Genomic DNA, 23,881 nt, shown 5'->3' on the forward strand with positions numbered 1-23,881 from the left:
CTCTATCTCTTTTGTTGTTCTGAAAAACAATAATCGAAAGGAGTTTCTTATGACCGAAGTTACGATCGCTACTTTTAATGTTGAGAATCTTTTCACGAGGTATAATTTCCGCGGTAAACGTGTAAAGAAAAATGGGAAGAGCACTTACGTAGAATACACACCGAAAGAACTAGCTAAGGCAACAAAAGACGGTTTTATCATAGATAAAAAGGTGTTCAAACGATACATGGAACCTAATCGAAAGCTAACAGCTAAGGCATTAAAAGCAATAAAAGCTGATATTATAGGTTTACAGGAAGTTGAAAGCTTGGATACGCTAAAACTATTTAATTCGACATATCTCAAGTCAAAGAAATTCAAGTTTCCTTTGGTGATTGATGGGAATGACCCCAGGTTTATAGATGTTGGTTTACTGTCTAATTTTGAAATTGATTTTGTGCGAACACATCAATTCACCAAGACTCCTAGGTCGTCTACCAAGCTGTTTTCTAGAGACTGTTTAGAAGTTCACATAAAGATCAACGATAATAAAATACTTCCTATATTCGTTAATCACTTTAAGTCAATGATTGGCGGAAGACCTGCGACAAAAAAACGCCGATTAGCTCAAGCTAACGGTATGGTTGAGATACTAAAAGAACGATTTGGTGAAAACTACGGACGGAAAGACTTTGTTATACTCGGAGACTTCAATGATTATATCGAGGTTGGTAAAGAAAATGAATCGGGTATGAAGCCTCTGCTGGATAATAAGAAACTCGTAAATGTCTCGGAGCGCTTGCCAAAAAATGACAGGTGGACACACTTCTACAAGCGAAACAAGTCGTATCGCCAGTTAGATTATATATTGCTATCCAAGTCTCTTGCCAATAAAAACTCCACAGTTAAGCCGCTTGTTGAGAGACGTGGGCAGCCATTGAGAGTTAACCAAAAAAATAAACCTAAGCGAGTCAAGAAGTTTTTCTCAGGTATAGAAAAAAACAAGAAAGCTTCAGATCATTGTCCAGTATCGATAAAAATAACAGTTTGATTGTTAACCAATTCTTTTGTATTGGCTTTTCTACTAGTCTGAAGTGGCCTTAGTTGGAGAATAAATAGGAGAGCATAGGCAATATAATTATGACTGTATCGAAAAAATATTAGACAGGAAAATTATCAAACGTACAGTTTTCCGGTTTATAAATAAAACAATTAGATAGTCACAGCTCAGACCTTTAGCGACTATCTGGAAATGGTGATTTACGTTTTAAAGGTGGTAAAAATACAAGGAGGGTACGATGTTTGATTCTGTTCAAAATGTTACAGAAATTTGTCCTGAAAATTCAAGCATTTTAAGTATTGCATTAACGATTTTTAGTATTGTACTGTCGATTATTGTTTTCGTCTTATCTCATAAACTAAGGCGGGAGAGAGCTGAAGTGGCGAAGGTAACTGCTGAGAATAGCGTCATAAAGGACTTGACAAGTAGCTGGGTTGGTACTCAAGAACTTAGTCGGAAAGATGCCAGTTATGCTATGTGTGTGGAATCGTACCGAAAACTGAAATATACGATGGATATTTGGAAAAATAATCGCGCTGAGAAGAGAGCCATTTGTAACATATGTGGTGAAGAGTATGTAGCGTTGTATGAAAGCATGATAGGATGTTCTGGAACATTCAATGGGAAGCCCATTTATGGTATTGATTGGTTGAATAAAAATGATGAAATTCAAAAAGTTTATAATGAAATGAAAAATTGCCATAAATATCAAAAGTAAAAAGTGAGGAAATAGAAATGGAAAAAAATGTGGAAGTTTTGTTCAGTGAAATGACTCGATTAAATATGATGCTTTCTAGTTTTGATAACTTGGACGCAAATTTAAACGATAGAGAGCAACAGATTTTTGAAGAGTTATACGGGGCATTATTAGCTTCCGCAGGAGTTCTTTTACCTCCAGGTAAAAAATGTGACAAATGTGATGGTTCTGGAGTTGTTAAGAAAGGTTATGGTTTTTAAAGTAGGAGGCGGAAAAGAACAAAAGTAGACAAGCATATTTCAAACCTTACAGCATTTCAATCTCTAGAGATTGTTTGAGCAGGCGAATTTCAATTTTTATGAGAAAGAAGTAACTAATAAGTCAGGCCGCAAGTAAATTTCTGGAAATTTACTAAAACACAGAGAGGCGAAGCTAGGAGGAGCTTGTTCTTATAGAGAAAGAAGTTAACTCGCTGATTATTTTGCAACTAAAAAACAACCCTTCAATATTTTTAATACCTTCGAGCCACTGCTGTTTTAAGTAGCGTGTCTTAGGATTAGTGTTTTCGATAGTTCTAACAACGCGCGGATAATTATGAGCATAAGATTTAACTAGACTCAGTCAATGATTGTAATGATATCTAGTCGAATCAATACGGAATGAATATGTGCAGGCGTCGCTGATTTGCCAGGATGAACAATGAACATTCCTTTAACTAGAACAACTTAATGTAGTCGCTATTTTCTATTGATTTACTGAGCCCAGCTAGAGTCGATTTTAAGTCAACATCAACCATACAAGTTAAAACGGCTGATTTATCAAGAAGGACTTGAGGTGTAAATCTAGATTTAAGAAGATGCCCTTTGCAACTATCTTCTCAATTTGACATTTTGGCGAGTGGTTCATTAATCGAACGAATCGACTAGGAGAGGCTCCTTAGCCGGTCGCGATAAGTTTTGAGTAGTTCTTCATCGACAAGGATTGCTTCTAAGCGCAATTTTCTATGCTCTTTGTATCTAGGAGCTATTTACGAGAAAAATCAACATAGTGACTAGTTGTTTTTGTTTTCGAAATTATCTTAAAGAAAAAATCTATAAGGTGGCTGTTAGTTTTTTTGGTTTGGTTTTGGAATTGTATGAAGTTTTTTTGAAACTGCTGGGATAATACTTTAATTGAAAGCACTATGTAAATAGAGCTAGCTACAAATTAGAACGAGTTACAGTAATTAGTCAGTAAATGAGTGGGTATTAGGCATTTGTTTGCAAAGAATAAATCTTTGTTCGATTGATGTGAAAATGTTTTTATTAAATTATAGGAGAGAGAACATGGCGTATAAATGGAGAAAAAACCTGGCTTGTTTTTCAACATATCGAGTCTTAGAAAGGGATGACCGATTAGACCAATTTGAGGAAGAACTAGTACCGTTGGATAAAAGTGCTGGGAAATATAAAGTTTCATACATGGCGTTCTATCCCGATGATGGTAGTCCTAAGGTGAAAGAAAAAGCGGCAAGAAATATCGCTGTGAAATTTATTAGATTCACTATTAAAGATTATAAACCAAAAAAAGAAGAGACAAGCCAAACATTAAAGAAATGGCATGGTGAATTAACTAATCTTTTTAAAGATGGTGATAAGACTTTAACTGATATTGCAGAAGTTCAGGACGAATATTGTAAGTTTAAGGATGAAATGGAGGATTAATAGATGCTTAAAATAATATTAGTATCTATTTTTTTTTACTTTTCTATAAGCGTTTGGGCAGAAGAAGGGCAAAAAAATAGTGAAAAAGAGGGTTATACATTAAAACCAGTTTTATTAGATGGAAGTAACTCGAACTCCATAGCTTTAGGTATCGAATATGGATTGAGTAATGGGTGGGTATTCAAGGGTGAAGAAGATGAATATGCTGATAGCGATAGTGATGTTGATGAGAATGGTTATTGGGTTGATGATGTAAATAAGAAAGTGCGAAGAAACTCTGGTTATCTTAAATACGAACTTAGTGGGGTTTGGACAAGTGAGGAAGAAACTAACCCGGAATCATTTTCAAAAGTTAAAATAGAGCTGGGATACGATTATTTCCGGCCGTCTGACTCCTGGAATAAGGATTTTGATTTCTATTTAGCATATTCAATGGAAGGAGATCAGGACTTTGACAATCGACAAGAAGTTACCTCCGCAAGTTTTTCAGGATATTTTGGAAATCCCAAAGGTACTTATATTGTTTCAATAATAGAACTCGGACAGGTCGATGCATCCGAAAATGAGCAGAGAATGGCTTTAACTACCATAGATAAGTTCGACCGATTATCAGGAGAAGTCGCATTTAAGTATAAATTAGATTTCGGTGAGAGTAGAAAATATAAACCAAAATCAATAGGAATTAACTATCGATATTTTTCAGAAAAAAGCGCTCCGCAATCAATTAAATCTGCGGGGCTGGATAAGTTCAAAAGATACTCAATTGTTCTTAAGTTCGAACATGGGTTGTACATAGCTTATAGCAAAGGTGAGTTGCCTTTTGATCTTCAAGAAGAAAAAGTACTCAAGGTAGGATTAACACATAACCTATTCTAATAAATTGTGAAAAATAACCAGGCAGGCACAATTCGTAACTTACAACTTCTCAATTTCTTTAATTTTGATATCGATAGAGAAAAGAAATACTGGCTGTAGGTCAAGTTTTAGGAAATCTACTAAATGACAGGCGAAAGGATATATTGGAATCCAGTTTTTCGAAGAAGAGATTACTGCTTGTTATCTTACTGCTAAAACAACCGCTTTATATTCTTAACGTCATTAATCTAAAGTTGTTCTAGGTCTCGGATGTTAGCTTGAATACATTTGTTAATCCCTTCAAAGTGTTAAAAATTTAATACAGTTAAGGTAAATACATTTACTATAAGAGACGTAAAAGTTTTTAGTATTTAGAGGTAAGTGAGAATGAGTATATTTATAACAATTTTGGGACATGTTCTTACGCTTTTAGGCGCGATAACTGGCATATTTGGCGAAACTTACGATCCTAAGAAAAAAAGAAAGATAAAGTTAACTCGATTGGGGTGGACCGCTGCAATTGTTGCCAGTTTGGGAATATCTCTGACAATATATAAATCTGTAGACGATTATCTGACTTCAAAGGTATATGAAGAAATTGCACTAAAGGATATCAAGACAGGTTGGCGGCAAGTTGCTTCAATATTTTTCTTGCTAGAATGGGAGGTTAAAGGTGAGAAGAGTAAGGTGAGTATTAACGCGATTAAAAATATTCGAGATAGTGGAATGTTAGCAAAGTTTGATCAGGTTAATTTCAAAAATAAAACTAAAGTAATTCAGTACGCTGAATGGAATTTAGGTCAGCTGGCTTGTAAACAAACGTCGATGGGTATGAGAATAATGGAAAGTGCAGTAAGAGCTAATGACGAGCGTATTTCGAGAGATATTGCTGAAAAAGTTCAAAAGCTCAGACAGTCTCCAGTCTTTGGTAAGTTGCTTGCTGCTGGTTGTGGAACAACTGTAGAGAGAAAACCAAACTATGAGTTGTTTAAAGGTATGTTTAATACAGAAGAGATGAAGAGCTATTTATCACTATTAATCGAATTAGGGAATGAACTCGGTAACCCTGGTAAAAAATAACTATATGAGACTTTCGACTACTTTGTATAATTGGCTTTCTGGAAGTCAGACTCCGCTCACCACACGTGTTAATGTGACAAAGTATTTGATTCTTTAACTCTATAAGTTTCGTTATACCTGCCAAAGCTAAATGAGTATGCGAAAAAGTATTTTCTAACTGTGAGTCGGTATATCGAGCTTATTCCCTTAAAAGCTAAAATGACTACCCACCCTGGAGAATATCTATGTAGATGGATGGCGACTTTCAATGAGGTTTTTCTCAAAACTTAAAGTTAAGAGTAAAAGCAGCTCTTAACTTTCTACCCTTATATTTGAGTTTAGATTTTTTCATCGAAGGAATGGATTGTAGTCAAATTGACCTTCTAGAACTCAATGTATGGTATTTCTCGCAGGACTCAGTGAACAGGAAAACATCACTTTAAATACCATTCTTAGTCAATAAAATAACCAGGTAGTACATTTAAGAGTAGAAGGTTAAGAACAACTTGATCTGCTGATACTCAAAGTACCAAACATTTTTAACTTCTATAAAAAATCAATTGAAGTGAGATAAACTCAGATTCCCTTACACATATTTAGAGTACATGAATGAATCTTAACTAACAAAAGATGAAGGAGCAAAAATGAAAAGTATTCTAATACCTCTAGTGTTTTTCGCATGCTGTGTTTTTACACTTGATTGTCCTGCCCGGTTGCTGGCCGAAAACAAAGTAACTAAGAATAGTCTGAATTTCACCTATTCAGCAAAAGACTCTCTGACGAAGGACGACTCTTCCTATGGAATGGTTTGGAGTATGGAAATAGAGCATACACCATTCAAAATATTTGAGGAAAAATATCAATTCAGCTTTGATGTTTCGGCCGAACGTAGTGACTCAAAGTCTTCAACAGAAAAGACCGAAACTAAAAAGTATGGGCTTGGACTTCGTTTTAGCTCGATAGAAAGTTATAGGAAGTTTAAACCATTCATCTCGCTAGGAATCGAGAATATAAGCGAGTCCAAAGTTACCGAAACCGAAAGTGTTTTTGAAGATTACGATGCTTCTTTTAAATGGGGAGTCGGGTTTACTTTTCCTATAGTAGAGAACGGATCCTCTGACTCGAAATATGAACCAATTCTAGGACTGGAGGTTGGAAAATATATTAATTATGATAAGTTCCTTTTTGAGGAAAAGATTTTTGATGAGCTTAAGATATCAATTGTTTTTGATATATCAGCATTTATGAGTAAATAGATTAGCAAACTACAAGATAGGCATAAATCATTCTTCGAACTTTAGGATTTCGAATCACGGGGTCAGATTCGCTGAAAACTGCTCCCTTGATTGATTTAGAGAAATGGCTATGAATTTAGAACAAAGAATTGAATACGCTAAAGAAAAGGCTAGAGATTCGGCAAAGGAAATTTTTAAGTAAAAAATAGAAGATATTAAAGAATAACTCGAAAAAGAAAACTCTTTGGGTAATCCTGAAAATCTTGTTAAGCCAGATAATCAAAAAGAATAAACAACCAAGACGTCAGACTTGCTGATTTTCTCCGATATCTGGTACTGACAGTTTCTTACACAAAAAAACTCGATAATCTTAAAGCTATTTCATCGAATTCTTCTAGTTTTAAATAAAGCGTTTCTTCAAACTCATTGATTAAAATTAAATCAAGGAAGAAACCAATGCCCAGGCCTCCCAGATTAACCATTCCAGGTATTTCGCAACATGTTGTACAACGTGGCAATAATCGCCACGAGTGTTTTTTCGAAGAAAAAGACTATGCGTTGTATCTCTCAAAGTTACACGAATATGCTGAAAAGTTTAGAGTTTCTATTCACAGTTAGGTGCTTATGACAAATCATGTTCATTTACTGCTTAAACCCGCAACGGAAACTGGAACTAGCTTGTTATTGCAGTGGCTTGGTCGGTATTATGTTCGTTATATTAATCAAACCTATAGCAGAACAGGCACCTTGTGAGAGGGGAGATTTAAATCCTCTATTATTGATAGCGAGAAATATTTTCTCACTGTTAGCAGATACATAGAACTTAATCCTGTTAGGGCAAATATGGTTGCTCATCCATCAGAATATCCTTGGTCGAGTTATCAGCATAATGCTTTAGGTAAGCCCATAAAGTTGTTAAAACAGCATAAAATTTACTCTTCGTTAGGCAAAACTCAAGAAGAAAGAGAAGCTAACTACAAAGCATTATTTAATGACGAAATTCCAGATTCGACTCTTAAAGAGATAAGAGACGCGACTAAAAGAGCGCGGATATTAGGCGAGGAGCAGTTTGTTAAACAAATTACCAGGCAAACGGGCAGAGAAATTCCATTGCGAATGGGAGGCGATAGAAAGTCTTCAAAATTTCAAAATAGAGGGAATTTAACTAAATCGGCGAATCTGACCACTTGATACCTTGATAGAATCCATGATGATGCTTATTATTTCAAAGCAGGCATTGACAAACGACCAAGTGAACAGCCTTCCTTGGTTAGAATAATAAATATAGAGGTGACAGTGGATTTTATTTGGATACTTTTTGCATTCGCCCTGGGTCTTTCGGCAAAAGTCATTTCATTACCCCCATCTATTGGTTATCTAGCAGCAGGCTTTGTCCTTAATTATTTAGGCTATTCCTCCAATGATAGTTTACAGATGCTTGCTGATATTGGGATTACGCTAATGCTGTTTACCATTGGTCTCAAACTTAATATCAAAGATTTAGCCAAAACCGAAATTTGGGGAGGTTGCCTTTCTCACTCAATCATTTGGTTGGTTCTAGCTCTCGGCGCTATTAAACTCTTAGGTGTATTAGCTTTAAGCTATTTCGCTGAATTATCTAACGCATCAGCATTTATTGTTGCTTTTGCGTTAAGTTTTAGTAGCACGGTTTGCGTGGTCAAACTAATGGAAGAAAGCGGCGAAATGAGAACACGCCACGGTAAGTTGGCTATCGGTGTGTTAGTTATTCAGGACATCATTGCTGTTGGTTTTATCGTTGCCGCTACCGGAAAAATACCTTCTATTTATGCCTTGGGCCTACTCGCAATTTTTCCGTTGAGAAAAGCAATATTTAAACTCATTAATCAAATAGGCCATGGAGAGCTAATACCGTTAGGTGGATTTTTTATTGCACTCGGTAGCTATGAGCTGTTTGAGTTAGTCAGCATAAAAGGTGATTTGGGCGCGCTATTAGCGGGGATGTTTTTAGCCACACATACTAAGGCCAGTGAGATCACTAAATCGTTACTCAGTTTCAAAGATCTCTTTTTAATCGGTTTCTTCCTCTCTATTGGATTTAGCGCTTTACCCACATTGAATATGATAATTATTGCCGGCGTTTTATTCTTACTCATACCAGTGAAGTTCCTTTTATTCTTTGTATTATTTAACCAACTTAAATTACGCTCGCGGACTTCATTTCTGTCGGCGCTGGCGTTAAGTAACTTCAGTGAGTTTGGATTAATCGTCGCGGCTATCAGTGTTAAGTCGGGGTGGTTAACAAACGACTGGCTGGTCATTTTATCGTTGAGTGTCACGCTTTCTTTTATATTCACTAATGTCGTCTACAAATACGCTCATGATTTCTTCACCGAATACAAAACCATGATAAAGAAATATCAACGCCCAGAGCGATTACCCGAAGATGTGTTTATTCAACCTTGTTCCGCCCCCATTGTTGTCATTGGCATGGGACGAGTCGGAATGGGAGCCTATAAATCACTAGATTTACACCATAGCAAACAGGCCTGGGGGTTAGATGCTGATAGTAGTAAAGTTGCCTGGCTTCAAAGTCAGGATTTTGACGTCTACAAAGGCGATGCTGAAGATATCGATTTTTGGGAAAGTATTGATTTAGACCAGATCAAATTAGTTTTGCTAGCGGTTCCATCTGTTCAAGATTGTATGAACATAACCACACAACTTAAGACAGCCAATTATCAAGGTATGATTGCTGCGATTGCGCGTTTTGATGACGAACGAATTCAATTGCAAGAATATGGAATTGATAAGGTTTTCAACTTTTTCAATGAAGCCGGTGTTGGTTTAGCTGATGAAAGTATGGCGATGGTAGAAGCAAATCTAAAGGCAACGAACTAATCAAAGCGAGGAGAAACATCATGTCGAGCATTATCATCCCTACCTTGAAGTACGAAGACGCGGCATCTGCCATTGAATGGCTCTGCAAAGCGTTCGATTTTAAGAAACATTTGGTTGTAGAAGGCGAAGCAGGGCGAATTGAGCACGCGCAACTCACGTTTGGTAATGGAATGATCATGCTGAGTTCAGTGAGAGACAACGAGTTTGATAGCTTTCAAAAAACAACCAAAGCTGTTGGTGGTGTTGGTACACAGAGCCCCTATATCATAGTGTCGGACGTCGACTCACACCATGCGAGGTCGCTTGAAGCAGGTGCTAAGGTCGTCCTTCAGCCAGAAGATCAGGATTACGGAGGCCGAGCCTACTCATGTTTAGATCTTGAGGGCAACTTGTGGAATTTTGGTTCTTACAATCCTTGGGAGTAGAGTTTTCCACTCTGATACTTGACCTCCTGATAATTGAATTAGCTAGCGGAGAAAATTAGCGAATCTGTTCTTTCAATTGGTTTATAATTAGTTAGACGATTATCTAAAATGAGTTTTGAAGTCTCACGTATAATGATCAATAAGAAACAACCCATTGATAAACAAGAATTTATTCAGCACTTATTTGGCGCCGTATCTTCGATTGACGAAGATGAGTCTAGTTTAGGTGATTCTGGTGTTTCAGGTGTGAAAGATGTTGCGACTAACCAGGCAATCGATCCGTTGATAAATCCTTTACTGCAACAACAGGTTATCAATACCGAACATGACCCTGTTTTTCCATCGATGTCTATATTGCTCAAGCAACAACTTTTAGAGCAAGACTTAACTCTTTCCGCAGATTTTTTTAAGCTAGTCAAATTAATCGATAAATTATTCGATAATCTGTTAATTGATAAGTACCTGAAAAAAGGTATAAAAAACCTCATTAGCCAGATAAGAATTCCTTTCTTTAAATTAGCGCTAAACGACAAAACATTGTTGACCGAAACTTCCCATCCAGCGAGATTACTACTCAATGATATAAGCAAAGTTGGCCTACTATGGTCTGCACAAGATCCAAAAACGTCTCAAATTAAAGAACAGTTAGAAGTCATTATCCAACAGATCATTTCAACCAGCAAAGAACAAGATATTAATAAAGTATTCTCCTGCGCAGAAGAGCAGTTCAGACAGTTTTCCAGTGGATTAGTCAAGCGTGTTGAAATCTTTGAAAAACGACTAAGAGAATCAGAAGAAGGTAAAGCTCGCGCAGAATCAACTCAAGCTGCTGCTAAAAAACTGCTAAGTAAAGTCACTTGCAAAAAAGATATCCCGCTTTTCGTACTCAATATTTTTAATAAAGCTTGGGAACGCGTCATTTTTCTTGAGTTACTTAAAGAGAATGACGGAAAAAAGGGCAACGACGAAACAAAAGTCAACGACGAAGAACAGAGTGAAGCATTGTTCACCGCGAAACAATTGCTTGTCAGCTTGCAGCCCATATCCGACGAAGAAGAATTAGAAAACCACAAAACACTTCAATCACAATTAATAGACAGGCTTAAACGTGGCCTGCTAAAAGTCGCTTATCCATATAGTGAAGCTGATATATTCTTTGAACAGCTTAACGACCAGTATGAAGCTATTTTAGCTCAAGCTAAAATTACTATTAAAGAAAAGGAATCACAAAAAATAATTCGTTTAAAACCGATTGACATATTTGATGATAAACATAGCGATGATGTTATTGAAGAAAATCAATCAGAATCTGGGGCAAGAGCAACTTCAACATCAATGGCGGAGAAAAAATTGAATCAATGGGTTGATAACGTTTTTTCTGAGTTGCCCGTCGATGCACAAAATTTAACCACAATTAATGATGAATCCATTGAAAAGAAAACTACCGCTAATCTGGAAACGTTAACCGATTTACAAAAATCGCCGTGGTTTGAGCTTATGGTAGAGCAACATAATATTCGAGTCAGGTTTTCCAGCTACATTCAGCTGATTGATAAATATGTTTTTGTCGATGGGGCAGGTACTAAAATAGCCGAGTTTAATAGTAGTGAATTAAACCAGCTATTTCGTGATAAAAAAATTGTAGCACTTGATCCATCTCCTGCATTTGATAAAGCCTATCGCCTGGTCGTTGACGAGTTCATATCAGCTCATTTAAAAGCCGAACAAGAAAGACTAGAGATAGAACAACGAGAAGCACAAAAAATTAAAGAAGAACAAAGAAAAGCAGAAGAAATTGAAACGATTAAGAAGAAACTAGATCAAGCCGAGCAATTAGTGAAAGAAGAAAAAGACAAAAGGGAAAAAGAGAAAAAAGAAAAAGAAGCAGCGTTAAAGAAAGCCGATTTAGAGCTAAGAGAAAAACAGCCGGCAATTGAAATCAGTCAACTGACTGAAGGGGAGCGTAACCACATTTTAGAAAATATTGCCAACTTAGCATTAGGCACACGGGTAGAGCTTGAATTAAAAGGTGAAATAAAATGGTGTCGACTTGCTGCGAAAATAGCTTCTACCGGAATGTTTGTTTTTGCTGATCAAAATGGCAACAAAGTGATGCAATGTACTGAGCAAGAGCTGGTTGAAATGTTTGAATCAGGCCAACTTAAACTTAGACAAAAAACAGGCCTGTTTGATGAAGCGTTAACGACTATTATATCTAGTATGCGAAGTTTGAAGTCAGATAAAAATAGCTAACCATTTTATCTAGAGAGATACAACGGTGGGTTAACAAACTCAACAAATTAGTGCAATTAACTTTCCTTAAGAACCTATGATAGAATTAAATGCAGAGAATAAACCAAGACTGTTCGTTTAGGGAAGCTCGCCATGGTAGAAAAAGTGTATCGGGCAAATATGAAGGATATATATAAATATTAAACAGATTTAGATAGGAAAAAGGAATAAAAAGGTGTTGCCGATGTTAAAAAAATTTCTCATTTTGGGTCTTATTTTTGCCTCTCAAAAAACATTTAGTATTGAAATTGCGCTTGGTAAAGAAGATAGTCCTATCACAATGATCGAATATGGCTCACTAACCTGTGATCACTGCATAGGTTTTCATCGAAAAATACTTCCAATAATTAAAGAAAAATATATTAAGTCAGGTAAGGTAAGATTTATTTATCGTCACTACCCAACAAGCAAAGTTGCTCTGCAAGCAGCCATCGCAGTAGAGTGTGCCGCTGAAAACCATTATGAAGTACTGAATAATTTTTATTTCAATATAAAAGACTGGTATTCACCGAAAAATCGAAACGAAGCATTTAAGAAACATGCCCAAATAAAAGAAGAAGATACCTTTCGTTATGATAAATGTCTTGAAAACGAAGAGACTGGGAAAAAAATAATGGCTGATCAAAAAGCGGCATATGAAAAGTACGACATTCAAGGGACACCATCTTTTATCGTTAACGGAAAAGTGTTTAAAGGTGAACATAGTTTGGAAGACTTAGAAAAAATCATACAGAATGAAAAATAACAAACAGGCACAATATAGCCATTAGTTTGACAGCCAGGTTTTGCGACTTTTCAGATAGTTTTGAAATACGCCGTTGAATATCGGCATAGTCACTGTTTTCGAGTGGCTCAATAACGAGCCGCTGGATTCGGTTTGACAATGCGGATTGTTCAAAACAGACCGTTCTCAGAATATTTGCAGGGAACGGACTGTAATGTTTCACATTACCCTGCGCACTGGTTTCAAAGCAACGAACCAAAACCATTATCAGCCCAGTTTTATTTCCCCAAATCAACCTATGTAAATGCGTCAATGTATCTCAGCAAGTAAGCTTCAACCATCAAACATAGACTTTACTCGCGCATACACGGAGATACCATGAAACAAATTCTTAACTTTTCCTTGATGTTGTTCATCATTCTTATTTCAACTGCCGGTCATGCTAATGTTGATGCCAAAATACTAATCGTTTTAACTAGTCACTCGGACTTGGGAAATACCGGTAAGAAAACCGGATTCTGGTTACCAGAATTAACCCACCCATATTATGAATTTAAAGATGCCGGATATTCCGTTGATGTTGCATCGATTGAAGGAGGCATGGCTCCGCTAGACGCTAAAGCTTTTCAGGAAGCCGATGAGTATCACCAAAAGTTCCTCAACGATGCCGAACTTATGGCGAAAGTCATACGCAGCATCCCGTTATCTCAAGTAAATCCAGAGGATTATAAGGTTATTTTATTTGCCGGTGGTTCCGGTCCAATGTGGGACTTCCCGAAAAATAAAGATATTAGTCGTATATCGTCAGCAATTTACGAGCGAAATGGCATTGTTTCAGCGGTTTGCCATGGCAACGCAGCGCTGATTGATATCAAGCTCTCTGATGGAAAATATTTGATAGCCGATAAACGAGTATCTGCGTTCACCAATGAAGAAGAACAGTCACTAGGTACAACTGAAATCGTTCCATTTTTATTGCAAGACAAACTGGTTGAGCGAGGCGCTATTCATGTATATGGCAAAGCCTGGGAAGAAAATGTCGTGGTTGAAGGACGATTAATTACCGGCCAAAACCCTGCATCGGCGAAGAAAGTCGCTCGTAGTATCATTGAGGCTTTACGAAAGCAGTAAGTTGTGGATTGGACTAGCGTCAAAGCACAATTACGCAGTGAGTTTCATACTCGCTGCTTTATATCTATTTAATATAATTATGACCCTCAATCAAAAATATCAGTCCCATTTTTTAAAATTATCAAGGCAATATAGTGATATTTTCCATTAATGAAACTCACTCGGATTTATTGACCTTTTATTCGCAAACAAAATTATAAATATCTCAATAAATCTTACTAAATTAATGGGAAATATTATGAAGATAAACTCAAAGCGCTTGTTTTTTGTGGGAGGCGCATTATTCTTTTTTCATTCTGTTTTAGCTCAACCTGCCTACGCAATCGATTGTAGTAATTTACCTGAATGGAATAGTTCGAATATCTATACTGGTGGAGACCAGGTTCAGCAGAGCAACAAGGGCTATGAGGCGAAATGGTGGTCTCAGGGAAACAGCCCGGAAACACATTCTGGCCAGTGGCAGGAATGGAAAAATCTTGGAAATTGCGATGGTGGAGATCCAGACAATAAGCCGCCTTTCGCCAATACTAACGGCCCATATGCCGGAAAGGTCAATACTGACATTGCGTTTAGCAGCAGTGGCTCAGCCGACAACGATGGGCATATTGCGAGCTATGCATGGGATTTTGGCGATGGAAATTCCAGCACGCAGGCAAATCCTGTACACCAATATTCTCGAGAGGGAAGCTACGCCGTCAAGTTAGTTGTCACTGATAATAAAGGGGCTTCCGCCTCCGCGAGTACAACTGCAAACATCGAAAGAGATGGTGGTGGCGATGATTGTGATGCGTCCCAGTACTCGGCAGGCACTCGTTACGAGTCAGGCGATATTGTCGCCAATGTTGGCAGAAAATACCGATGCGATATTGCTGGCTGGTGTTCCTCATCGGCAGCATGGGCATATGAACCTGGTGTTGGTGCCCACTGGAACTCAGCCTGGACAGACGTTGGCGAGTGCGATGATACACCGAAAAACAAACCGCCGGTTGCTAATGCAAATGGACCTTACAACGCGAAGGTCAATGAGAATGTATCTTTCTCTAGCGCAGGTTCTGCTGATCCCGACGGAATGATTGTCTCTTACCACTGGGATTTCGGTGACGGCAATTCAAGTTCAGAAGCTAATCCCGTTCACGCTTATGCCAGGGCTGGCAGTTATTCAGTTAGCCTTACCGCCACTGACGACAAAGGCGCTACAAGCAGCGCTACTGCAACAGTTTCAATTTCAGATGATAGTGGTAACGAATCACCTGTAGCGAACGCTAATGGGCCTTATAGCGGACGAGAGGGAGATGAGATTTCATTTAGCAGTGCGGGCTCGACGGACACTGACGGCTCAATTGTTAAATATCGTTGGGAATTTGGTGATGGTGGTTCAAGTGAAATGGCAAATCCTCAACATCGCTACAGTGCGCCGGGCGTTTTCAATGCTAGTCTGACTGTGACAGATAATGATGGTGCTAGTCATACGGATTCGGCAACAGTAACTGTTTCACCGAAGGGTAATCCAGGTAATGGTGATAAAGTGGTGGGCTACTTTACCGAATGGGGAGTCTACGACCGCAATTACCATGTAAAAAATATTCATACCAGCGGTTCAGCTGAAAAACTGACTCACATTGTTTATGCGTTCGGTAATGTGGTTGGCGGCAAGTGTGTGATGGGCGATAAATATGCGGCGATTGAGCAACAATATGACGAAAATGGTAGCGTTGACGGTGTAGCTGATCAATGGGACGCGCCGTTACGCGGTAACTTCAATCAATTATTAAGTTTGAAGAAAATGTACCCCCATTTGAAAATTCTATGGTCGTTTGGCGGCTGGACCTGGTCCGGTGGATTTGGTGAAGCTGCTGCCAATGCTGAGTCATTCGCCAACTCTTGTTTTGACCTTGTCTACGATGAGCGTTGGTCCGGACTTTTCGATGGTATCGATATCGACTGGGAATACCCGAATGCTTGCGGTCAGGAATGTGACACCAGTGGCTATGACAGTTACCCGAGATTAATGGGAGCATTGCGTGCTCGTTTCGGCGATCGGTTGGTGACAGCGGCCATCGGAGCAGGGGAGTCTAAGTTGAATGCGGCTGATTATGGTACAGCCTCACAGTATGTCGACTTTTATATGTTGATGACATATGACTTCTTCGGTGCGTGGGATGCTAAAGGCCCAACCGCTCCGCATTCGCCGTTGTATGCCTATGATGGTATTCCCATTCGTGAATTTAATTCCGATTACGCGGTGAAACTCTTGTTAAGCAAAGGGGTTTCTGCTGAGAAAGTATTATTAGGTATCGGTTTTTATGGACGCGGTTGGACTGGCGTAACACAGTCTGAGCCAGGTGGATCAGCAACAGGCGCTGCAAAAGGAAACGGCGACTATCGAATATTGAAAAATAGTTGTCCTGCAACAGGACTTGTTGGTGGCACGGCCTATGCTAAATGCGGTAGTGATTGGTGGAGCTACGATACGCCCGCTACCATCTCAGGAAAAATGGATTACGTTAAACAACAGGGAATGGGCGGAGCGTTTTTCTGGGAGCTTGGCGGTGATACCGATAATGGTGAATTAATCAAAGCAATTAAAGATAATTTATAAAAAAACTCGTCTTGTTTTACTGATTATTTCAGTTTCTGATAAGCAGACCGTTAAAATCCTGATCGAAGTTATTCTTGATCAGGATTTTTTTATTCTCATCAAATTAATCATTTCATTAACAACAACTAACCTTCCTTTTCCCTCATCACACTCACTAACAATGCCGGCAGAAAACTAAGGCTTAACAAAGTAGAAAACAATATCCCGGTTAAAACAATAATGCCGACACCGCGATACAGTTCTGCACCTTCTCCCGGAATAAATACTAGCGGCGCCAAACCAAAAATCGTTGTCGCCGTTGACATTAAGATCGGCATCAAGCGTTTTTTAACCGCGTGCCTGACAGCTTCAGTGACTTGCGTACCTTTTTGCTGTAAATACTTGCGCGTTTCATCAACGATTAAAATCGGGTTGTTTACGACCGTCCCCAACAAAATTAAAAAACCTAACATAGTTATCATATCAAACGGTTGATGAATGCCACCCAAGCCTAAACTATTGAGCAAACTGCCCAGTCCGTTAACAGTGACTAAACCTAACAAACCACCGGCCATACCAAGAGGCACTGTCGCCAAAATAAACAAGGGATATCGCCAGTGGATAAAAATTGCCACTAGCAGTAGATAACTTAATACAATTGAAATCGCAAAGTTGCTCGACAGGGAAGCCCGGGTCGATTCCAACTGATCCGCCGCACCACTGATGCTAACGATAATCCCTTGAGCTATTTTTCCCTGTTGCCAGAGTGACGGTAGCATTTCGGTTCTGATCATTTGTTCAGCGGTTTCCAGCGCCACATTCCGCGGCGGAATAATATAGACCGTGACGGTTCGATTGCCATCTACGCGACGCACGCTATTGCTGCCTTTACTAACGCTCAAATCGGTTAGCGCGTTTAACGGCATGACTTTTCCAGCCGGGGTGATTATTGGCGAATTGGCTAGCTGGTCGATACTTTGTTGATTACCTGCGCTGCTAAATAAAAAGATATCGACTTTGTCGTCTTCCAAAATAAATTCATCCACATAAGCACCGTCACTCAGAGCAGACACCGAATAACCTAACTCGCTGCTGCTCAAACCCAATTCGGCGATGCGATCCCATCGAGGTTTAATTTCGATCATTGGTTGATTAAGACTTAATGATCGCGGATCAGAATTAATTTGCGGATTTTCAAAGGTTTTTTCCGCTGCTTGATAAATGGCTTCTGCCGCCTGATAAAGTTCTGTAATTCTTGGGCCGGCGATATCAACTGCGACCGCGCGAGTGCCGCCATCGTTACTCGATATTATTGAACCGCGAGAAGAAAATGCGCGCATTCCTTCATAGCTTTTAAATTTTTGTGTAATCGTATTCATCATAGTCTGAATATTGGCGTGGTCGACTGGCGCGCTTAAAACCCAGATGCGGCTCACGGCAACTCGCATACTGTAATAGGCGAGGGGCGGCATATCGGTTTTGCCGTTGATGAAGTCCTCTTCTGAGGCATTAACGTGACTGTCAAAATAGGTTCTCAGCTCGACGCCAATCTCTTTCATTTGTGACAGGTTATAACTGGGTGGCGCGATCATCATGGAAAAGGCTTTGGGTTCTTCACCTTCCGGTAAATATTCTGCTGCAGGCATTAACCAATAGGCGGCGCCCATGACGGTGACGATTATAGCGGCTGCTGAAATTCTGGCTTTTTGTTTACTCTGAATAAAAAAATCGACAAACTTTAACCATTTGTCAGAGAGTTGAATTTGCTGCGCGTCATCAACAGCATCTTTTTTACTGACGTTAGCTAAAGCGACGGGAACGACAAAAATAGCGACCAGCATTGAGGTAATAATGGCTGCGGAAATGGCGATTGCAATGTCTGAGTAAAGCTGCCCGGCTTCTTGTTGCACAAAAAGGATGGGGGCAAACACCAATATGGTTGTGGTGGTTGATGCGAGAACTGCTGGCCATACTTCTTGAGCACCACTGACTGCCGCTTTAAAACGAGTAATCCCTTTTTTCTTGGCTTGCATAATACTTTCTAAAACGACAATCGAATTATCGACGGTCATGCCGATGGCGAAAGCTACCCCCGCCAATGAAATCACATTGATTGTTCGATTAAATAAAAGTAAACCTAAAAATGCGGCAATAGTACATAGCGGTATTCCCAGCACGCCGATAATGGTTGCCTGAGTAGAACGCAAAAACAAATACATCACCAAGGTGGCGAGCAGGGCTCCCAGAGCTAAATTAAACCAAACATTTTGTAGCGAGCTTTGTACGTATTTAACATCATCACTGGTTAGTTTTAGTTCCAGGCCATTGTGTTGCAACAGATCCTGATTGATTTGTTCGACCACGGTTAACATCTGCGATTTAATGTCGATTACATTAGAACCTGATTCACGGCGTACCGCTAAACTTAATGTTCGTTCGCCGTTGTAGTAGGAAACCGCTCGGGTTTCAAAATGATCCAGCTCGACAGTCGCCACGTCGCTGAGGTAGATATTAGTTTCTCCCTTGCGGGCAATAATCAGTGATTCTAATTCATCAACCTGTTTAAACCGACCGACCATTCGGATCAGAAACCGCTCTTTACCGCCCTCAATATCGCCTGCCGATGCGTCTCGGTTGCGTTGACGAATAGCGTTACGCACTTGGGATAAACTAATGCCTCTTTGGGCGAGTCTTGATGGATCAACTTTTATCTGGATTTGCCTGGCTGCGCCGCCGCCGACTCGGACTTCAGAAACGCCGGGAACCGTTTCCATTCGCGGTCGCACATAGTCTTCGGCATAATCACGAATAAGGTCCATATCCAACTTAAGTGGATTGCCTTTTTGCGGGCGCAAAGTGAAGTACATAAAGGCATTACTGGAAAAAGAACTGGCCAAGATGCGAGGCTGGTCTACGTTCTCAGGGTAGGAGGGAACCTGACTCAGGGCATTGTTAACATCTAGTAACGCATCACTCACTTCAACACCAAACGGAAACTCTAGTTCGATCGACGCTGAACCCATTTCTGCATAAGAGGTCATGCGTTTTAAATTAGGCAGATTACGCAGATATCTTTCCTGCTCAATCAGAATTTCCTTTTCAACATCTTGCGGGGTCGCGCCCGGCCAACCGGTGGATACGCTGATGGTACGCACTTCCAGATCGGGGATCATTTGCACTGGAATTTTTAACGCGCCGACAACCCCTAAAATAGTCACAATAAAGACAATAACGGCGACTAAGGTGCCATGTTTAACAGCTGACTGAAACACTAGCGCTTACCTCTGTTGTTGAAGCCGGTGACGGTGACCGGAGTGACTGTCTGGTTGTCTTTTAGTAGTTCAGTCCCCGATACGACTACTGCAGGTTCGTTGGGCAGGCCGGTGACGGCAATGCGATCCGATTCGCTTTTGATCAGGCTAATTTTATGCCGCTTAATTTTATTGGTGTTCACGGTAAAAACACTGTTGCCGCCATCGGGGTGACGCTTGAGTGCGGATCTCGGTATCCAGGTGAGTTTGTCATCCTTATTCGATAAATCGAATCTTGCTCTGGCTGACATTCCCGGGATCAGCACCTGATTGTTTGGCTGTTCGTTCTTTGGCAAAGCGTTCTCTGATAGGTCACTTTCTGATGAATTGGTTTCAGGTAAACTAATTTCTGGAAGATCAATTCTGACCTGAAGGGTGCGGCTAACTGGCTCAGAGACGGTTACAATATTAGTCAGTGGCAATCGGTATTGTTGGTCTGGTGTTGCGTCGGGAATGATCAGGACCATCAAGTCAGATGAGGTTGAAATTGCTTTCAGATGTTCTTGAGGTAAATCAACAATTAAACGAAGTGATTTATCAGAAACTAATTGAAAAATCTGGTTTTGCTGGCTAATCCATTCACCAAGGTCCACATTACGCTGCGCAATAACACCGTCAAAGGGGGCTGTTACTGTGTGGCGTTTGACGATTTCTTTTTGTAAGGCAACTTGCGCATGGCTATTGCTTAGGGCCGCATTGGCACTTGCCAGACTCGCTTTACGCTCTGCTAATAAACTGTCGGCGACGAGCTTACTCTTGGCCAGCGAGACGACTTCATCGTATTGTCGTTTCGCTTCCTGTTGCTGAACCTGTGCCGATATTTGATTTGCTTCCGCTTGAGCCAGGCGAAGCTTTGCCAGGGTATCGTCAAGTGATAGTAAAGCCTGACCAGCACTCACTTTGTCGCCGGCTTCGACCAGGATATTCTTAACTAATCCAGCTTCCAATGGAGCTAGTTGGGCGTCTTGTTTGGCAACGACTGTTCCGCTTAATTCCAGGGATAATTTATGGATTTCTTGTTCAGGATAAAAGACTTCCACTTGAATTGGCTCTGCCAGCGAAGTCAAAGCGATACTGGTGAAAAACAGGCTAATAATTGGAACAATTGCCTTTTGCATGTAAACCTCAAATGATAATCATTGTTATTAGCGGCTATTATGCCTCGATTGAGATTTTTACAACAGTGTTATTTGTTGATTGCACATGCGAAAGCTAATAGGAATTTCCCTCTCCTTTGAAGGAGAGGGCTAGGGAGAGGTGGAAGTCGCAGGCTAATGTAACAAACTAATCGATATTCCGTAAGTTTTCTATTAAGCAGCTTGAAACCAAAAAGAAGGTATCCAACTGTTCCTTTTCGATACCCTTTGTTAATTGTTTAGAGAACTCAGCTTCCACTTTTTCAACCTTTTCGAAAAACTCACGACCATTGTTAGTCAGTATTAAAAGTTTACTGCGCCCATCGTTCGGATTAGGTATTCGTTCGATCATCTTTAAACTACATAGTTCGTCTAAGAGCCTTTTAATTTGTGCCTTGTCCCGTTTTAAGGTTTTAGCAATATCAATTAAGGTTGATTCTCCATCAACCCAAATTTGACGCATTGCGCGTAGTTGTTGAGGCGCAAGTTTTACGTTCAAGTTTTCTAATTTAGGGGCTATCTGTAAGCCCAGGTCATAACTCAACTGGAATACTGCTTCATGCACGCTTTGCTTGTTTTTCATAAAAGGTTTCTCTTACATCCTGTTATCTAATGAATACCTCAAAATGTTAATTTATCTTTTTAGTTGACAAATATCAAATAAATTGCGATAGTTGATAAATGTCAACTAATTGTGACTCAAGTCACTTTTAAGAAACCATGAGCCAATTTACACGAAAACAACTTTTAAGCAGGGTCGCTATTGCCGCTCTTGCCTACACATTTATCGAAGCCGCGGCAGCGGTCATAGGTCTCGTTTTATTCACAGCAAGTAATAACGCTACGGCACAATATTTTATTATCAAGAGGAGTTAATATGATTCGTTTCGCACAGGTTTTATCTGCTATATTCGTGGTGATACTTTTGTCAGCCGCAATAACTAGCATTTTTTTTCCGGAAGCTATCAATGCCGCCGGTGGTTTTAATGTCACGACCGATTATGGAAAAACTAATCTCCGTACGTTAGGAGCACCATTGTTAAGTTTGGCCATCATAACGATATTCGCAATTTACCGAAAAGAATGGCTGTTACTTCTTCCTGCGTCTCTTTATTTCTTTTTCAATGGTTCTGCTCGAGTCATTTCTTTATTTAACGAACAGTATGATCCAGTCATGATACGCGGCTTAGTTTTTACATTTAGCCTATTTGTTTTATCGCAAGTCGCACTTCATATTTTTAGGCGCGCCAGTAAAGATTTGAACTCAAGCCATTGAAATATAATCCTGGCTTTATTCTTATTTGTAGCGGTTGCGATAAGCTTAAATGCAAACCTTGTTTCTACCGCTATCTTTGGCACGATATAAAGCAGAGTCGGCTCGTGAAATGATGGACTCCTGACTTTCTCCATTTTCCCAGCCGGCGACACCAAAGCTGGCAGTGACTTTTCCGAGTGGTGAGAATTCGGTATTGGCTAAAGTTGATCGGAGTTTTTTGGCAACCAGCTGTGCTTTATCAATATCGGTTGAAGGGCAAATGATCAAAAATTCTTCGCCGCCCCAACGCCCGAGAAAATCGTTAGTGCGTAAATTCGATTGTATTGTTTGGGCTATCTTTTTTAATACACCATCTCCAACAACATGACCATATTCATCATTGATATTTTTAAAATGATCAACGTCTAACATGATGACAGAAAGTGGGGAATGGTATCGTTTGCTCTTTTCAATTTCCTGGGTAAACGCTTCATCCATTTTTAGACGATTATAGACGTTGGTTAATGGGTCCGTTACCGAAAGCAATTCTAGTTTTCTTTGAGAGTCTGTTAGTTTGGCATTGAGTGTTTTTAAATAACGATTCCACCAAACGAGAATTAACACCACAAAAATAACCGATACTGCGACCCCCCAATATTTTTGATAATCGACATCCGGATCGTAACTCACAACGGCACCTTCGGTCATGAACTCTTCGATAAGTCTTGGGTTAGTTGCAATTAGTGATTTTTCTAAAATATTATGTAAGGCGCTATCTTCTCTGCGCGTAGCAAGTGATGCAATATCATCATAAATGGGAGGAAGTACGCCAACGACCTTTAGTTCTCTGACTTGTTCGTTGTTAAACAAATTGGCGGCAGAATATAATGAAACGATTGTGCCGTAGGCTTTATCTTGCAATATATAATCGATTTCGTCCTGAACGGTATCGACATAAACAAACTGAACATTGGGATGGGTTTTTCTTACCTGGGTGACCGCATAATTACTTTTCAGCATTGCGAATATTTTATCAGAGACTTCGTCTAAATCTCTGATATAAGGTTCTTGCTTTTTAGCGACGACAACACGTTTTATTCTCACGTAGGGTCGAGTGAAATTCATGAGCTTGCTGCGGGCTTCTGTCTTTGTCGCCCAGGGTAAGATGTCGCAGCGTCCAGTCTTCAGACCTTCGAGTGATTTCGCCCAGGAAAGCAGTGGCGTTGCTTCGAATTGAAGCCCGCTTTTATTCGCGATTAAGCTCACAATACCAATGCTGGCATCATTACTTGCCTGTTGAATCACATTACATACTTTAAATATTCTGTTGCTATCTATTAGCGCTCTTTCCTCTGGTGTGAAAATTTGAGAGGAGTAAAGAGGCTGGTTATCCGACGGGCTAGAAGGCTGTTTATTAAGAGAAGTCTCTGTATCTTGGGCAAAAACTAGACAGTTCATGCTTATTAACGCGAGGTTCAGTAGTAATAATGTGATATGAACGAATTTTGTCATCAAATTAGGAATACCTTGTTTAGTCTATACACTTCGACGAACAGTTACC

20 protein-coding genes are annotated in these 23,881 nt (G+C 39.7%); 16 read left to right on the forward strand and 4 right to left on the reverse strand.

Annotated features, from left to right (window positions below; translation table 11 throughout):
- Positions 1-49: 49 nt before the first annotated feature.
- The 15 genes from FLL46_RS11920 (at position 50) to FLL46_RS11985 (ending at position 16,639) form a co-directional block, all read left to right on the forward strand.
- Positions 50-1,030 (forward strand): endonuclease/exonuclease/phosphatase family protein, encoded by a 981-nt coding sequence (locus tag FLL46_RS11920; protein WP_142893751.1) that lies wholly within the window; start codon positions 50-52, stop codon positions 1,028-1,030.
- A gap of 247 nt (positions 1,031-1,277) precedes the next feature.
- Positions 1,278-1,757: a hypothetical protein gene (locus tag FLL46_RS11925; RefSeq protein ID WP_142893752.1), complete on the forward strand. Its 480-nt coding sequence runs from the start codon at positions 1,278-1,280 to the stop codon at positions 1,755-1,757.
- Between the two features lie 17 nt (positions 1,758-1,774).
- The gene (locus tag FLL46_RS11930) at positions 1,775-1,996 is read left to right on the forward strand and encodes a hypothetical protein (RefSeq protein WP_142893753.1); all 222 of its coding nucleotides are present in this window, start codon (positions 1,775-1,777) and stop codon (positions 1,994-1,996) included.
- 1,065 nt (positions 1,997-3,061) lie between these two features.
- Entirely contained in the window at positions 3,062-3,439 is a 378-nt protein-coding gene (locus tag FLL46_RS11935) for a hypothetical protein (protein ID WP_142893754.1), read from the forward strand.
- Between the two features lie 3 nt (positions 3,440-3,442).
- Complete coding sequence (locus FLL46_RS11940; RefSeq protein ID WP_142893755.1) at positions 3,443-4,315, forward strand: hypothetical protein; 873 nt, start codon at positions 3,443-3,445, stop codon at positions 4,313-4,315.
- Positions 4,316-4,681: 366 nt separating this feature from the next.
- Positions 4,682-5,374 carry a hypothetical protein gene (locus tag FLL46_RS11945; RefSeq protein ID WP_142893756.1) on the forward strand — a complete coding sequence of 231 codons (693 nt, stop codon included), beginning with the start codon at positions 4,682-4,684 and terminating at the stop codon, positions 5,372-5,374.
- Positions 5,375-5,997: 623 nt separating this feature from the next.
- A complete protein-coding gene (locus FLL46_RS11950; RefSeq protein ID WP_142893757.1) occupies positions 5,998-6,609 on the forward strand; it encodes a hypothetical protein in 612 nt (203 codons plus the stop codon).
- A 435-nt stretch (positions 6,610-7,044) separates the two neighbouring features.
- Positions 7,045-7,206: a hypothetical protein gene (locus tag FLL46_RS27385; RefSeq protein WP_210418681.1), complete on the forward strand. Its 162-nt coding sequence runs from the start codon at positions 7,045-7,047 to the stop codon at positions 7,204-7,206.
- Positions 7,207-7,431: 225 nt separating this feature from the next.
- Complete coding sequence (locus FLL46_RS27395) at positions 7,432-7,779, forward strand: hypothetical protein (protein ID WP_210418683.1); 348 nt, start codon at positions 7,432-7,434, stop codon at positions 7,777-7,779.
- Positions 7,780-7,884: 105 nt separating this feature from the next.
- Complete coding sequence (locus FLL46_RS11960) at positions 7,885-9,468, forward strand: cation:proton antiporter family protein (protein ID WP_142893758.1); 1,584 nt, start codon at positions 7,885-7,887, stop codon at positions 9,466-9,468.
- 20 nt (positions 9,469-9,488) lie between these two features.
- The gene (locus tag FLL46_RS11965) at positions 9,489-9,893 is read left to right on the forward strand and encodes a VOC family protein (protein ID WP_142893759.1); all 405 of its coding nucleotides are present in this window, start codon (positions 9,489-9,491) and stop codon (positions 9,891-9,893) included.
- Between the two features lie 108 nt (positions 9,894-10,001).
- On the forward strand, positions 10,002-12,146 hold the full coding sequence (locus FLL46_RS11970; RefSeq protein ID WP_142893760.1) for a DUF1631 family protein: 2,145 nt from the start codon (positions 10,002-10,004) through the stop codon (positions 12,144-12,146).
- 223 nt (positions 12,147-12,369) lie between these two features.
- Positions 12,370-12,930 (forward strand): thioredoxin domain-containing protein, encoded by a 561-nt coding sequence (locus FLL46_RS11975; protein ID WP_142893761.1) that lies wholly within the window; start codon positions 12,370-12,372, stop codon positions 12,928-12,930.
- A 357-nt stretch (positions 12,931-13,287) separates the two neighbouring features.
- Positions 13,288-14,040 (forward strand): type 1 glutamine amidotransferase domain-containing protein, encoded by a 753-nt coding sequence (locus FLL46_RS11980; protein WP_210418684.1) that lies wholly within the window; start codon positions 13,288-13,290, stop codon positions 14,038-14,040.
- 238 nt (positions 14,041-14,278) lie between these two features.
- Positions 14,279-16,639, forward strand: coding sequence for a glycosyl hydrolase family 18 protein (locus tag FLL46_RS11985; protein WP_142893762.1), 2,361 nt, complete (start codon positions 14,279-14,281; stop codon positions 16,637-16,639).
- A gap of 125 nt (positions 16,640-16,764) precedes the next feature.
- Here FLL46_RS11985 and FLL46_RS11990 read toward each other — a convergent pair whose 3' ends face one another.
- The 3 genes from FLL46_RS11990 to FLL46_RS12000 all read right to left on the reverse strand — a co-directional run bounded on the left by FLL46_RS11990 (position 16,765) and on the right by FLL46_RS12000 (position 21,648).
- A complete protein-coding gene (locus FLL46_RS11990) occupies positions 16,765-19,890 on the reverse strand; it encodes an efflux RND transporter permease subunit (protein WP_142893763.1) in 3,126 nt (1,041 codons plus the stop codon).
- The gene (locus FLL46_RS11995; RefSeq protein WP_142893764.1) at positions 19,890-21,047 is read right to left on the reverse strand and encodes an efflux RND transporter periplasmic adaptor subunit; all 1,158 of its coding nucleotides are present in this window, start codon (positions 21,045-21,047) and stop codon (positions 19,890-19,892) included. The genes FLL46_RS11990 and FLL46_RS11995 overlap by 1 nt, the downstream gene beginning before the upstream one ends.
- Before the next feature lie 166 nt (positions 21,048-21,213).
- Positions 21,214-21,648, reverse strand: coding sequence for a MarR family winged helix-turn-helix transcriptional regulator (locus FLL46_RS12000; RefSeq protein ID WP_142893765.1), 435 nt, complete (start codon positions 21,646-21,648; stop codon positions 21,214-21,216).
- A 294-nt stretch (positions 21,649-21,942) separates the two neighbouring features.
- On the opposite strand from FLL46_RS12000, the gene FLL46_RS12005 reads away from it, so the two are divergent.
- Positions 21,943-22,341, forward strand: coding sequence for a hypothetical protein (locus FLL46_RS12005; protein ID WP_142893766.1), 399 nt, complete (start codon positions 21,943-21,945; stop codon positions 22,339-22,341).
- Between the two features lie 45 nt (positions 22,342-22,386).
- Here FLL46_RS12005 and FLL46_RS12010 read toward each other — a convergent pair whose 3' ends face one another.
- Complete coding sequence (locus FLL46_RS12010; RefSeq protein WP_142893767.1) at positions 22,387-23,832, reverse strand: transporter substrate-binding domain-containing diguanylate cyclase; 1,446 nt, start codon at positions 23,830-23,832, stop codon at positions 22,387-22,389.
- Positions 23,833-23,881: the final 49 nt, after the last annotated feature.

The sequence above is a fragment of the Aliikangiella coralliicola genome (genome assembly GCF_007004725.1).
GTDB classification, from domain to species: Bacteria; Pseudomonadota; Gammaproteobacteria; order Enterobacterales; family Kangiellaceae; genus Aliikangiella; species Aliikangiella coralliicola.

Coding starts and splice junctions, on each gene's coding strand:
- FLL46_RS11920 (WP_142893751.1), top strand. CDS start 50: ATGACCGAAGTTACGATCGCTACTTTTAATGTTGAGAATCTTTTCACG.
- FLL46_RS11925 (WP_142893752.1), top strand. CDS start 1,278: ATGTTTGATTCTGTTCAAAATGTTACAGAAATTTGTCCTGAAAATTCA.
- FLL46_RS11930 (WP_142893753.1), top strand. CDS start 1,775: ATGGAAAAAAATGTGGAAGTTTTGTTCAGTGAAATGACTCGATTAAAT.
- FLL46_RS11935 (WP_142893754.1), top strand. CDS start 3,062: ATGGCGTATAAATGGAGAAAAAACCTGGCTTGTTTTTCAACATATCGA.
- FLL46_RS11940 (WP_142893755.1), top strand. CDS start 3,443: ATGCTTAAAATAATATTAGTATCTATTTTTTTTTACTTTTCTATAAGC.
- FLL46_RS11945 (WP_142893756.1), top strand. CDS start 4,682: ATGAGTATATTTATAACAATTTTGGGACATGTTCTTACGCTTTTAGGC.
- FLL46_RS11950 (WP_142893757.1), top strand. CDS start 5,998: ATGAAAAGTATTCTAATACCTCTAGTGTTTTTCGCATGCTGTGTTTTT.
- FLL46_RS27385 (WP_210418681.1), top strand. CDS start 7,045: ATGCCCAGGCCTCCCAGATTAACCATTCCAGGTATTTCGCAACATGTT.
- FLL46_RS27395 (WP_210418683.1), top strand. CDS start 7,432: ATGGTTGCTCATCCATCAGAATATCCTTGGTCGAGTTATCAGCATAAT.
- FLL46_RS11965 (WP_142893759.1), top strand. CDS start 9,489: ATGTCGAGCATTATCATCCCTACCTTGAAGTACGAAGACGCGGCATCT.
- FLL46_RS11970 (WP_142893760.1), top strand. CDS start 10,002: ATGAGTTTTGAAGTCTCACGTATAATGATCAATAAGAAACAACCCATT.
- FLL46_RS11975 (WP_142893761.1), top strand. CDS start 12,370: ATGTTAAAAAAATTTCTCATTTTGGGTCTTATTTTTGCCTCTCAAAAA.
- FLL46_RS11980 (WP_210418684.1), top strand. CDS start 13,288: ATGAAACAAATTCTTAACTTTTCCTTGATGTTGTTCATCATTCTTATT.
- FLL46_RS11985 (WP_142893762.1), top strand. CDS start 14,279: ATGAAGATAAACTCAAAGCGCTTGTTTTTTGTGGGAGGCGCATTATTC.
- FLL46_RS11995 (WP_142893764.1), bottom strand. CDS start 21,047: ATGCAAAAGGCAATTGTTCCAATTATTAGCCTGTTTTTCACCAGTATC.
- FLL46_RS12000 (WP_142893765.1), bottom strand. CDS start 21,648: ATGAAAAACAAGCAAAGCGTGCATGAAGCAGTATTCCAGTTGAGTTAT.
- FLL46_RS12005 (WP_142893766.1), top strand. CDS start 21,943: ATGATTCGTTTCGCACAGGTTTTATCTGCTATATTCGTGGTGATACTT.
- FLL46_RS12010 (WP_142893767.1), bottom strand. CDS start 23,832: ATGACAAAATTCGTTCATATCACATTATTACTACTGAACCTCGCGTTA.